The organism is Enterobacter cloacae complex sp. HYC074_NIDB (assembly GCF_056673345.1).
In genome coordinates, this window is sequence record NZ_CP114214.1 from 4,037,469 (window position 1) to 4,050,018 (window position 12,550).

Annotated in this window: 12 protein-coding genes; 6 read left to right on the forward strand and 6 right to left on the reverse strand. The window is 56.9% G+C overall.

What is annotated here, in order from left to right:
• Nucleotides 1-44: 44 nt before the first annotated feature.
• The 3 genes from plsC to O1724_RS19640 form a co-directional block, all read right to left on the reverse strand.
• A complete protein-coding gene (gene plsC / locus O1724_RS19630; RefSeq protein WP_047654209.1) occupies nucleotides 45-782 on the reverse strand; it encodes a 1-acylglycerol-3-phosphate O-acyltransferase in 738 nt (245 codons plus the stop codon).
• Between the two features lie 162 nt (nucleotides 783-944).
• On the reverse strand, nucleotides 945-3,203 hold the full coding sequence (parC, locus tag O1724_RS19635; RefSeq protein WP_047654211.1) for a DNA topoisomerase IV subunit A: 2,259 nt from the start codon (nucleotides 3,201-3,203) through the stop codon (nucleotides 945-947).
• A 118-nt stretch (nucleotides 3,204-3,321) separates the two neighbouring features.
• On the reverse strand, nucleotides 3,322-3,723 hold the full coding sequence (locus tag O1724_RS19640; RefSeq protein WP_003862501.1) for a YgiW/YdeI family stress tolerance OB fold protein: 402 nt from the start codon (nucleotides 3,721-3,723) through the stop codon (nucleotides 3,322-3,324).
• A gap of 139 nt (nucleotides 3,724-3,862) precedes the next feature.
• Between O1724_RS19640 and qseB the strand changes: the two genes are divergently transcribed.
• The 6 genes from qseB to O1724_RS19670 all read left to right on the forward strand — a co-directional run bounded on the left by qseB (nucleotide 3,863) and on the right by O1724_RS19670 (nucleotide 8,058).
• Nucleotides 3,863-4,522, forward strand: coding sequence for a quorum sensing response regulator transcription factor QseB (qseB, locus tag O1724_RS19645; protein WP_059294373.1), 660 nt, complete (start codon nucleotides 3,863-3,865; stop codon nucleotides 4,520-4,522).
• Entirely contained in the window at nucleotides 4,519-5,868 is a 1,350-nt protein-coding gene (gene qseC, locus O1724_RS19650; protein ID WP_045895119.1) for a quorum sensing histidine kinase QseC, read from the forward strand. Before qseB ends, qseC begins: the two co-directional genes overlap by 4 nt.
• A gap of 103 nt (nucleotides 5,869-5,971) precedes the next feature.
• Entirely contained in the window at nucleotides 5,972-6,553 is a 582-nt protein-coding gene (locus O1724_RS19655) for an NAD(P)H-dependent oxidoreductase (RefSeq protein WP_003862505.1), read from the forward strand.
• Nucleotides 6,554-6,583: 30 nt separating this feature from the next.
• Nucleotides 6,584-6,898: a putative quinol monooxygenase gene (locus tag O1724_RS19660; RefSeq protein WP_003862506.1), complete on the forward strand. Its 315-nt coding sequence runs from the start codon at nucleotides 6,584-6,586 to the stop codon at nucleotides 6,896-6,898.
• Nucleotides 6,899-7,050: 152 nt separating this feature from the next.
• On the forward strand, nucleotides 7,051-7,491 hold the full coding sequence (lysM, locus tag O1724_RS19665) for a peptidoglycan-binding protein LysM (protein ID WP_003862507.1): 441 nt from the start codon (nucleotides 7,051-7,053) through the stop codon (nucleotides 7,489-7,491).
• Between the two features lie 39 nt (nucleotides 7,492-7,530).
• Nucleotides 7,531-8,058 (forward strand): hypothetical protein, encoded by a 528-nt coding sequence (locus tag O1724_RS19670; protein ID WP_003862508.1) that lies wholly within the window; start codon nucleotides 7,531-7,533, stop codon nucleotides 8,056-8,058.
• A gap of 12 nt (nucleotides 8,059-8,070) precedes the next feature.
• Here the strand turns inward: O1724_RS19670 and O1724_RS19675 are convergent, their stop codons facing one another.
• From O1724_RS19675 to O1724_RS19685, 3 genes are read right to left on the reverse strand one after another with little or no spacing between them, the layout of a single operon-like run.
• Entirely contained in the window at nucleotides 8,071-9,258 is a 1,188-nt protein-coding gene (locus O1724_RS19675) for a glycoside hydrolase family 88 protein (protein ID WP_126297265.1), read from the reverse strand.
• A 28-nt stretch (nucleotides 9,259-9,286) separates the two neighbouring features.
• Nucleotides 9,287-10,552 carry an oligosaccharide MFS transporter gene (locus tag O1724_RS19680; RefSeq protein WP_126297266.1) on the reverse strand — a complete coding sequence of 422 codons (1,266 nt, stop codon included), beginning with the start codon at nucleotides 10,550-10,552 and terminating at the stop codon, nucleotides 9,287-9,289.
• 31 nt (nucleotides 10,553-10,583) lie between these two features.
• The gene (locus tag O1724_RS19685; RefSeq protein ID WP_126297267.1) at nucleotides 10,584-12,398 is read right to left on the reverse strand and encodes a DUF2264 domain-containing protein; all 1,815 of its coding nucleotides are present in this window, start codon (nucleotides 12,396-12,398) and stop codon (nucleotides 10,584-10,586) included.
• Nucleotides 12,399-12,550: the final 152 nt, after the last annotated feature.

Here is a 12,550-nt window from a genome sequence, read left to right on the forward strand (position 1 = left end):
CGACTAACAACGCGGGAATTCGTTTTCCCTTACACGACACCGGGTTAAATCTTACCGGCGGCTTCTCGCTCTGCAACTTCTTTATCGAGCTGCGCAATATGCTGAGCCATCAGCTCGCGGCAGTGCGTGGCCAGCTCGCGCACCTGGTCTTTACCGTATTTAGAGGTATCTACCGGCGGCAGCATTTCGACAATGACCAGTCCGTTATTCAGACGGTTAAGATTAATCTTATTCGATGTATTGGAAACACACACGGGAATAATTGGAACGCCAGCCGCAATTGCAGCATGAAACGCGCCGGTCTTGAACGGCAGCAGGCCGCGACCACGGCTGCGCGTCCCTTCCGGGAACATCCAGATGGAAATCCGGCGCTTTTTAAACTGATCCACCACTTCCGCAATAGTGCCATGCGCTTTGGCGCGGTTGTTGCGGTCAATCAGCAAGTTACCGGTGAGCCAGTACAGCTGGCCGAAAAAGGGGATCCACAGCAGGCTTTTTTTGCCCACGGTTACGGTCGGCGGAAGAACAATATTTGAGGCCGTCACCATATCGTAGTTGTTCTGATGGTTAGCGATATAGATGGCGTTACCGAAATTCTCCGCCCCTTCAGGCAGACGCTTTTCAACCTTCAGGCCAAACAGCGGCGCAAGACGACCAAACATGTGGCCAAACGTCGCGACATGCTTTGGGTTACGCGGGCTGAACAGGCAATAAATCGATCCGAAAATACAGACCAGAATGCAATAAATAACGGTAAGAATGAGACGAATAATGTATAGCATAGCGACCTCTGAAGCCCTGACAGCTGACAATTATACTTCACCTGTGGCCAGGTAAGGACTTTATTACGAGCGCGTATTGTTAATCGCAACGCACGAATTAACAACGTTTTTACGGGAAATTTTATGGTAATTCCCCCTCCGGAAAGAGGGGGATGAAACAGGTTACTCTTCGCTGTCGTCCGCTTTGCTGCGCGCCGGCGAGTCAATCTCCACGCGGTCGATTCGCTGGAGGCCGCGCATCAGTGAGCCGCGACGTCCGCGCTCACCCACCACCTTCTGCAACTCTTCCGGACGCAGTTTGATTTTACGCTTGCCGACATGAATGGTCAGCGTGCTCTGCGGCGGCAGCAGGAAAAGATGCGCGAGGCTATCTTCGCCTTTTGCCGCTTCCGCTGACGGGATACTGATGATCTTGTTGCCCTTGCCTTTCGACAGCTCTGGCAAATCGCTGACCGGGAACATCAGCATACGTCCGGCAGCGGTGATCGCCAGCAGCATGTCGCTTTCGTTCTCGATGATCAGCGGCGGCATGACGTGTGCGTTATCCGGCAGGCTAATCAGCGCTTTACCGGCACGGTTACGCGACACCAGATCGTTGAAGGTACAGATAAAGCCGTAGCCCGCATCAGACGCCATCAGCAGTTTTTGATCGTCGGCTTCCATCAGCATATGCTCAACCGTGGCACCCGGCGGCAGCGTCAGCTTACCGGTTAGCGGTTCGCCCTGGCCGCGCGCAGACGGCAGCGTGATCGGGTCAATGGCGTAGCTGCGGCCCGTGGAGTCGATAAACGCCACCGGCTGGTTACTCTTGCCCTTCACCGCCGCCTTGAAGCTGTCACCGGATTTGTAGCTCAGACCCGGCGCGTCGATATCGTGGCCTTTGGCGCTACGCACCCAGCCGCTCTGGGAAAGCACGATGGTTACCGGCTCGGACGGCAGCATGTCGTGCTCGTTCATCGCCTTCGCCTCTTCGCGCTCGTGCAGCGGAGAACGACGGTCGTCGCCAAAGGCGTCGGCATCGGCCTGCAACTCTTTCTTCAGCAGAGTGTTCATCTTGCGCTCGGACGCCAGAATCGCCTGAAGCTGATCGCGCTCTTTTTCCAGCTCGTTCTGCTCGCCTCGGATCTTCATCTCTTCCAGTCTGGCGAGATGGCGCAATTTCAGTTCGAGGATCGCTTCGGCCTGGGTTTCGCTGATGCCAAAGCGCGACATCAGGGCAGGCTTAGGTTCGTCCTCGGTACGAATGATCTCGATCACTTCGTCAATGTTGAGGAACGCCACCAGCAAACCTTCGAGGATATGCAGGCGCTTAAGCACTTTTTCCAGGCGATGGTTCAGACGACGGCGCACCGTATCGCGGCGGAAGGCCAGCCATTCGGTAAGGATCTCCAGCAGGTTTTTCACCGCCGGACGACCGTCCAGACCAATCATGTTCAGGTTGATGCGGTAGCTTTTTTCCAGATCGGTAGTGGCGAACAGGTGGTTCATCACCTGCTCCATGTCCACGCGGTTAGAGCGCGGCACGATCACCAGACGGGTCGGGTTTTCGTGGTCCGACTCGTCGCGCAGGTCGTCCACCATCGGCAGCTTTTTATTGCGCATCTGGGTGGCGATCTGTTCCAGCACTTTGGCACCCGATACCTGGTGCGGCAGCGCGGTGATCACCACGGCACCATCCTCTTTATTCCACACCGCGCGCATGCGCACGGAGCCGCGACCGTTCTGGTAGATTTTGCGGATTTCCGCACGCGAGGTGATGATCTCGGCTTCGGTCGGATAGTCCGGCCCCTGCACGATATCCAGCAGATCGTCCAGCGAGGTTTTTGGCTGCTCAATCAGGGTGATGGCCGCTTTTGCCACTTCACGCAGGTTGTGCGGCGGAATGTCCGTCGCCATGCCCACGGCGATACCGGTCGTGCCGTTCAGCAGGATGTTCGGCAGACGCGCAGGCAGCATTTTCGGCTCCTGCATCGTACCGTCGAAGTTTGGCACCCAGTCGACCGTGCCCTGCCCCAGCTCGCCCAACAGCACTTCGGCATATTTAGACAGGCGAGATTCGGTATAACGCATTGCCGCGAAGGATTTCGGATCGTCCGGCGCCCCCCAGTTCCCCTGGCCATCCACCAGCGGATAGCGATAAGAGAACGGCTGGGCCATCAGCACCATCGCTTCATAGCAGGCGCTGTCGCCGTGCGGATGGTATTTACCCAGCACGTCGCCGACGGTACGGGCGGATTTCTTGAACTTGGCGGTAGCATTCAGCCCCAGTTCGGACATCGCATAGACGATGCGGCGCTGAACGGGCTTCAGGCCATCCCCGATAAACGGCAACGCCCTGTCCATGATGACGTACATGGAGTAGTTCAGGTAGGCGTTTTCCGTGAATTCATGTAGCGCGAGGCGCTCTGCCATATCGCTCATTACGTGTGATTCCTCAACTCAGAAACCGATGGGTTTCAGGCAATATTGCCGCAGATACTACCTCATCTGGCGAGTTGAGTCACAAAGAAAAAGGGCCGCTCATGCGGCCCTTTCCGGGTTATTTGTTCAGCTTGATAACCTGTTTCACGTCGATTTCAAACTCGTTCCAGTCTTTATCGATTTTACCCTGGAGTTCGACTTTATCCTGCGGCGTCACCGTCACGCCGTTCCAGCGCTTGTGGTCGATCTCCACCACCACCGTGCCGCTTTCATCGCGGAAGGTGTAACGGTCATCGGACAGGCGCTCGGTAATGTTCCCGCGCAGCTTCACCCAGGCATCGTCCTTCAGGTCTTTCACTTTAGCCGCGGTGGTGAGGTTGGCGTTGTTATCGACAAAGCCACCCTGCTGGGTTTGCGTCTGATTCTGTGTCGCAGATGGGCCAGAGAAGCCACCCTGTGCAGCAAAGACAGGGGCCGTGGTCATCATCATGATGGCAGCAATTGCAGCGAATTTTTTCATCTTTATCTCTCCCTTTAATGTCGTTTCACAATCCATTAAACAGGGTAAACCTTAACAACTTCTTAAGGGGAAAATTTATTTATTTTTACTGTACAGCAGGCGCTTGCAGAAGGTTTACTGACGGCATCAAGGAGGAAATATGCGCATTTTACTTGTAGAAGACGACAAGCTCATTGGCGACGGCATCAAAGCGGGCTTAAGCAAAATGGGCTTTAACGTGGACTGGTTTACCGACGGGAAAACCGGGCAGGCGGCCCTGTACACCGCGCCGTATGATGCCGTGGTGCTTGATCTGACGCTGCCGGAAATCGACGGGCTTGAGATCCTGCGCGCCTGGCGCGAAAGCGGAAAGAGCGAACCGGTGCTGATCCTGACCGCGCGGGATGCGCTGAATCAGCGCGTCGAAGGGTTACGCCTGGGGGCGGATGATTACCTGTGTAAGCCGTTCGCGCTGATTGAAGTGGCGGCCCGCCTCGAAGCGCTGGTACGCCGCAGCCACGGTCAGGCGCGCAGCGAGCTGCGTCACGGTAAGGTCACGCTCGATCCGGCAAGCCTTGTCGCCACGCTGGAGGACGAACCGCTGGTGCTCAAACCCAAAGAGTTCGCCCTGCTGGAGCTGCTGATGCGTAACGCGGGCCGCGTGCTGCCGCGCAAGGCCATCGAGGAGAAGCTCTACAACTGGGACGATGACGTCTCCAGCAACGCCGTCGAAGTCCATGTCCATCATTTACGCCGCAAGCTCGGCAGCGACTTTATCCGCACCGTGCACGGCATCGGTTATACCCTGGGTGACGCATGAAACTGACCCAACGCCTGAGCCTGAAGCTGCGCCTGACGCTCCTCTTTTTGCTGCTGTCCCTGGCGGCCTGGTTTGCCGCAAGCGTGGTGGCCTGGCACCAGACGACCGACAAGCTCGATAAGCTGTTCGATACCCAGCAGATGCTGTTTGCCAAACGGCTGCTGACGATGGACGTGGACGAACTTCGCGCCCCGGAACGCATGCGCGAGGTGCCGAAAAAAGCCAAACACGGCCATCTTGACGACGATGCGCTGGCCTTCGCAATCTTCACCGCCGACGGCAGCATGGTGCTTAACGACGGCGAAAACGGGCGCGACATACCTTACCTCTACCGCCGGGACGGGTTTGATGACGGTCGGTTGCAGGATGACAATGACGAATGGCGTTTCCTGTGGCTGACTTCTCCGGACGGGAAATACCGCGTGGTGGTTGGCCAGGAGTGGGAGTACCGACAGGATATGGCGCTGGACGTGGTCAGCTCGCAGCTGACGCCGTGGCTGGTGGCGCTGCCCATAATGCTGCTGTTGCTGATTGTTCTGCTGAGCCGGGAACTGAAACCGCTGAAAAAGCTGGCGCAGACCCTGCGCTCGCGCTCCCCGGATGCGACCGATACGCTGCCCACCCACAGCGTGCCGACGGAGGTTCGTCCCTTGCTTGATGCGCTTAACCATCTGTTTGCCCGTACGCAGGAGATGATGGCCCGCGAGCGCCGCTTCACCTCGGATGCCGCCCATGAGTTACGCAGCCCGCTGGCCGCGCTGAAGGTGCAAACCGACGTGGCGCAGCTTTCCCTTGACGATCCCGGGGCGCAGTCTAAAGCGCTGGGGCAATTGCATGCAGGCATCGACCGCGCCTCCCGGCTGGTGGACCAGCTTCTCACCCTGTCGCGCCTGGATTCACTGGATAATCTTGATGACGTCGAACCCGTGATGATGGCTGATTTGCTGCAATCCGCGGTGCTGGATATCTGGCATCCGGCGCAGCAGGCGGGCATTGATGTTCGGCTCAACGTTAATGCGCCCGAGGTGATGCGTCACGGACAGCCGCTACTGCTGAGTCTGCTGGCGCGAAACCTGCTGGACAACGCCGTTCGTTACAGCCCGCGCGGCAGCGTGGTGGACGTGACGCTGAACACCCAAAGCTTTACCGTGCGCGACAACGGCCCGGGCATTTCAACCGATGCGCTGACGCGTCTCGGCGAGCGCTTTTATCGTCCACCGGGCCAGGACGCCACCGGCAGCGGTCTGGGGTTGTCTATCGTCAAGCGTATCGCGGCGTTGCACGGGATGCGCGTCTCGCTGGGCAATGCGCCGGAAGGGGGCTTTGCGGTGACCGTCAGCTGGTAAGATTATTGCGCTGAGCGCAAAAGACTTTGCACATTTTGCTTATTTTTCCGCTCCGTCCTCGCGCGTAGAATACCCGGCATACTCTCATCATCGAGGACAAATAATGAGCAACATTCTGATTATCAACGGCGCGAAAGAATTTGCGCACTCTAAAGGCCAGCTCAATGACACCCTGACCGAGGTCGCGGATGGTTTCCTGCGCGACGCCGGACATGATGTTAAGGTCGTGCGCGCGGACAGCGATTATGACGTGAAGGCCGAAGTGCAGAACTTCCTGTGGGCCGACGTGGTGATCTGGCAGATGCCGGGCTGGTGGATGGGCGCACCGTGGACCGTGAAAAAATACATGGACGATGTGTTTACCGAAGGTCACGGTTCGCTGTATGCCAGCGACGGTCGTACCCGTTCAGATGCGTCTAAAAAATACGGTTCCGGCGGTCTGATTCAGGGCAAAAAATATATGCTCTCCCTGACCTGGAACGCGCCGCTGGAAGCCTTCACCGAGAACGATCAGTTCTTCGAAGGCGTGGGCGTAGACGGCGCGTATCTGCCGTTCCACAAGGCGAATCAGTTCCTGGGAATGGAGCCGCTGCCGACCTTTATCGTCAACGACGTAATTAAAATGCCGGACGTCCCGCGCTATATCGCAGAATATCGCAAGCATCTCGCGGAAATTTTTGCTTAACTGGTAGCCTGGAATTAGAAGGAGTTAATTATGCTTACCGTTATTGCTGAAATCCGTACGCGTCCTGGCCAACATCACCGCCAGGCAGTACTGGATGAGTTCGCGAAGATCATCCCGACCGTACTGAAAGAAGAAGGCTGCCACGGCTACGCGCCGATGGTAGACGCCGCCACCAGCGCAAGCTTCCAGGCGACCGCGCCAGACTCTATCATCATGGTGGAGCAGTGGGAAACCGTCGCGCACCTTGAAGCCCATTTGCAGACCGCGCATATGAAAGCGTGGAGCGACGCGGTGAAAGGGGACGTTCTGGAAACCCACATCCGTATTCTGGAGCAAGGGGTTTAAGTTCTGTGAAATTTGCCGGGTGGCACTACGTTTACCCGGCCTACAACTTTCCCCCGCAGGCCCGGTAAGCGTTAACGCCACCGGGCTTTTTTTATCACCTTACCGCTCAACTGCTATGCTTATTCTGACTTCATGTTTAACAGGAGGATGGAATGGGTCTTTTTAACTTCGTGAAAGAAGCAGGCGAAAAGCTTTGGGACAACCTGACCGATCATAAGGGTCAGAGCGACAAAATCACCGAGCACCTCAAGAAACTCAACATTCCCGGTTCCGATAAAGTTCAGGTTAACGTCACCGATGGCAAGGCCAGCGTAACGGGCGACGGGCTAACGCAGGAGCAGAAAGAAAAAATCCAGGTCGCCGTCGGCAACATCGCGGGCGTCAGCGAGGTGGAGAACAATATCACCGCGACAGACGCCAAAGATGAAGCAACCTACTATACGGTGAAATCCGGCGATACCCTGAGCGCCATCTCTAAAACCGTGTACGGCGATGCCAATCAGTACAACAAGATCTTTGAGGCGAACCGCCCGATGCTCTCCAGCCCGGATAAAATTTATCCCGGCCAGACGCTGCGTATTCCTAAGGCATAACGTCTGAGGCTATTGGTTCACGTCGCGCAGAGGAACAGCATGAAAATCGCTTGTCTTGGCTGGGGCTCGTTAATCTGGAAAAGCGGCGCGCTACCGGTAGCCGGTGAGTGGCAAACCGACGGGCCTTCTTTGCCCGTCGAGTTCTGTCGGGTCAGTGATGGCGGTGAACTGGCGACCGCCATCTGTATGAACGCGCCCGCCCTGCCTGTGCTTTGGGTATGGCTGAATGCGACTTCGCTGAGCGTGGCCACTCAGGCCCTGCGCGAGCGGGAGGCCATTCCTGACGATCGTTGCGATGGTATCGGCTCGCTGCTGATAGCCGGACGCAACGCGGGAGCGATCTCGACATGGGCGAGGGAGAGAGGAATTGAGGCGCTCATCTGGACCGGGCTTCCGCCGAGAAGCGCGTCGCAGGAAGGCAGGGTTCCTGCCGTGGACGAGGCCATCGCTTATCTCGACAGCCTCAGCGGACAGACCCGCAGCCATGCGCGGGACTATATTTGCCGCGTGCCTGCGCAGCTTGATACGCCCTACCGGCGCGCCATTAAAGAGGTGCTTGGGTGGTGATACCGCTGCCCGTTACCAGTACAGCTTCCAGCTCTGGGTGAAGCGCACCAGCGCCTCGACGTAGAAGTAATCGCCCCAGCTCGCGCACTCATCCACGCCTTTATTGCTCGCCAGGTGATACACCGAGTGCTTAAGCAGCCCGTTGCCCTTCTCTTCTTTGCCCATCAGATAGTGCTTTGTCAGCGTGGACATAATCCCTTTCGCCCATTCGAGGTAACGTTCGCGATCCGGATCTGTGACCGGCAGTTGTTTCACCAGCTCCAGCAGTCCACACACCGCAATTGCCGCCGAGGAAGAGTCACGCAGTGCGTCGGTGCCCACCAGCGCCAGATCCCAGTGGCAGACGTAGTCTTCCGGCAGGCGATTGAGGAAGTAGTTCGCCAGCCGTTTTGACAGAGCGATCATCGTTTCATCGCCGGTATAGATATAGCTCAGCAGGAAACCGTAAATGCCCCACGCCTGCCCGCGCGACCAGCAGGAGTCGTCGGCGTAGCCCTGCTGGGTGTTGCCGTAGCGTGGTGCGCCGGTTGCCACATCCATATAGTAGGTGTGGAAGGTGGAGGCATCGTCACGAATGAGATACGTCGCCGCCTGCATGACGTGCGCTTTTGCGGCGTCGGCAAAGCGCGGATCGCCCGTCTGCTCCGTTGCCCAGTAGAGCAGCGGCAGGTTCATGTTGCAGTCGATGATCATTCGCCCGGCCTGCTCCGGATCGGAGAGATCGCCCCACGCCTGGATGATCTTCGCCTTCTCGTGGAAGCGTTCCAGCAGGGCTTCCGCCGCCAGCAGCGAGAAGCCGCGCGCCTCGCGGTTTCCGGTCAGCCGCCACGCGGCTACGCAGGAGAGCGTGTAAAGGAAGCCTAAATCGTGGGTATTGGTGTCGTTGCGCCCGGCGATGCGCAGGCCAAACGAGCGCACGTGTTTTTCCGCCATCGCACGGAATTTTTCCTCGCCGCTCATCTCCCACGCCAGCCACAGCTGCCCGGTCCAGAAGCTGGTGGTCCACTCCTCGTTGTCAGTCAGCGGATAAAAACCGTTCTGGCAGGTTTCCGCCGGGAATTTGTCGCCGAACTCCGTTAAATGACGGCTAATCAGGTCCAGAACGTGGCTGCGCGCCGAATTCAGTTCATCGCTGAATGCGCGAGAGTCAACGGGCGCAGCGATAACAGGCAGACGTTCTTCTTTGATACGACTTAACATATTTCGGTTCCTTCTTTGACGGCGTAATTTATCGTGTTGACGTTTCTGCTACGTTCAGCGCACGAGCCCCGCGCCATTTGCTCTGACAGGCGGATAACGTAAAAGCAGAAATAAGGGTAAAGGTCAGCGCCGTTGCGCCCATGATGATATAGGTGTGTTCAAAGCCAATACGGTCATACATATAGCCGGCAGGGGAAGAGACCACCACGTTGCCAACGTAGAGCATCGCCTGATAGCCGAGTAAATACATGGTGGCATTGACGCGCTTGTCGAAATGCTCGGCGATATATTTAAATACCGACACCAGCAGGAGACAAATTTCCAGACCGTACAGCGGCTTAAGCACTGAAATTAACAGGTGAGAATCACACATGCCGGAAATAATCAGACGCGCCCCGACCACCAGCCCGACAATTAATAGCCCGCGTTTGGCGCCAATAAAGTTCACAAACAGCGGGACCACCATATACATGACAAATTCCATGCCCGACTGCACGGTCCCGAGATAACCGAATACCGCGTTGCCCTGGTGAATATCGTCGAAGAAGGTGACGAAATAGCGCGAGAACTGCTGCTCGGCGATAAACATCATCCACGCCACGCCCGCCACGTACAGGCAGAAGGCCCAGAATTTGCGGTTACGCAGCAGGGCGTAAACGTCGGACGGGGCAATTTTCTCTTTCGTCAGCACCTCGCCTGCGTGAGCGGAGTTAGTGTTCACTTTCAGGCTCAGCAGGACAATCAGCATCACCACTGACGCCACGCTGCCGAGAATAAAGTTATACGCCGGTGAGAGGTTGAACAGCAGGCCGGAGAAAGATGACGCCACCGCCCAGCCGAGCGATCCCCACATACGGATCTGCCCGAACTCCATGCCGTTTAAGCGGCTAAAGCGGTCAGAATAGGATTCGCACGCCGCCACACCCGCGTACCAGGCAAAGCTTAAATAGAGCGCGCCGATAATAATCCCCAGCAGGGTATTAGACATTAACAGCGGCTGGTATACGTAAATAAAGAACGGCGCCATCAGGGCCGACATGATCACCACAAAATAGAGCAGGTATTTGCTCATGCCGATCTTATCGAGAATATAGCCGTAGATCGGTTTAAGAATTACGGAGAATATCCCGTTCACCGCAAAAACGGTTCCAATCACCGAGCCGCTGAGATTGGCTTTCTGGCCAAGCCAGATCGCCAGCAGTCCAATACTGGCAGACCAGGTAAAGAAATAGAGAAAGATAAAGCTGCTGATTTTGTAATATTCAGTTCTGTTAGTTGTCGATGTGCTTTTCATATCATCCTCGCCGACGTGTAGGGCCAGATTTTTATAATGTGAACGACAGCTTACGTTCGCTTCCGGGTTCGCTAATGACGACCCGGCTATGGGTTATATTCAGCTGCGGCGTCGCCGCAGCGAGCTGTCTTCCGCCAGCCAGGACGGCGCAACAGAGCCAGCTTTCCCCTTGCGGGAGGTCAGCTTTTAACAGCGGAATGGAGGCGCACTCCGCAAACATAATGCTGCTGTTCGGCGGCGTGACGATGCTGTCTGGCTGGCGCTGAATGATCGGCGAAAGATCGACAATGACGCTGCTGCCGTTTTCAGCCAACAGATAACAACCGCGTTCGCGCACCTGGTAGGCGGTTTTCATCACCGCAAAGCCGCCCTCGACGGTTTGCAGAGTGCGCGTGCTGTTGATACGGTGCAGGCGCAGGTGCCACTCCCCGAACGGGATCTGCCAGGTCGCAATCTGCACGTCGCGCCACGGCGACCAGCGCGAGAAAATGTAATTTTCATCCACCCGAACCTCTTCGCACTCGCGACGACCGCGGAAATAGTCATCTCCGTCCGCCAGCAGCAGCATGGAATCGCAGGCGGCATGCTTCAGGCCAAAACGCCCGCGCTCAAGGGTGAATCCGAAGCGGCTGGAGTAGGCAAATTTGGTGTATTTCGCTTCGGTGTTGACGTAGTTGTTCAGCTCCAGCTGACCAGCGGTAAGCATGACGACGTGCTGCGAATCTTTCGAATGCATCAGGATCTGCTGCGCATGCGGGATCACATGTTTTTCAGCAAGCGCGGGCAGCGGTTGTTCTTCCGCCTGCCAGAACGGGTGTGCTTCCGGCAGCGCCAGGATCAGATAGGTTTTCAGCGCCCAGTACGGTGAACCGGGGGAGTTGTAATCCTCGCACATCGCCAGGTTCGGATACGCAAACCCCAGGGTGAGAATGCGGTCGCGATCGACAATCGACTGCTGCTGCCACCAGCGCAGATGCCGCAGCACAATGCCTTTCACGATGCCCGGGGTGAAGACGTCCAGCTGGGAAAAAGCCACCGCGCTCCAGAAGGCAACCATGGCAAAGCGGTAGGTCAGGCTGCGGCCAAACGGCACCGAGGCGCCATCGGCGGCGGACCAGTAGATAAAGTCTTCCGCGAACAGACGCGAGCGCTCGCGCAGCACATTCGCCCTCGCCTCGTCGTCACTCAGGGTGGCGTAAATCAGGCCGTAGAAATGGAAAGCCATGGAGATGTAGTAATCTTTCGGGCGGCCGGGACCGTCGGAATACCAGCCGTCGCCGAGGTAGTAGGCGTCCATCAGCGCAAAGCGGTGGTCAATGGCGGCCTGATCGTACGGCAGGCCGGCGCGCTTAAAGCCGAGCTGGACCATAATGGCAAAATAGTTCCAGTTGCTGTCCGGCATCTGCGCGTCGGTGATTTGGTTGAGCCACGCGTGCAGGTTCATCACTTCGCGACCGGTAAAGCGCGCGGTGAGCGTCTCCCCCATCAGAGCGAGCCCCAGACCGTAGGCCGCCATCTCCACCAGACGCTGATCGTACGGGCCGGTTTCACCCCAGTAGCCGCTGCTTTGCGGGTCGGTACCAAGCTTAATGGCAGTAAGGTACTTCTCGCTGAACGGCGTGCTTTCGCCGGACGCCATCAGCGGAAACAGCCCCCACAGCGCGCGGGAAAGTCCCTCCATCTGCGCAATATCTGCTGTGTAATGGGCGCAGGTGTCGCCCAGCGGGAATCGTGAACGGTTCGCCGGAAATTGCATGTCCAGCGCCTGTAAAAGTGCATTCAACGACGCCACTACCTCCTGGCGTGAAGACAACGGATTTGATTTTTCTTTGTTTGCCGCCCACATAGGTTCGCCCTCGTAATCAACTGCGGCAAAGCATAGTGAATCCGCAAGGTGCAGAAATGTTAGCCATGTCACAGGCATGAACGATGAATAAACCTCCAGTTGAGAAAATTTAAAAAGGTGGTTTATAAAGACGATCAGACAGGAAAAAGTTG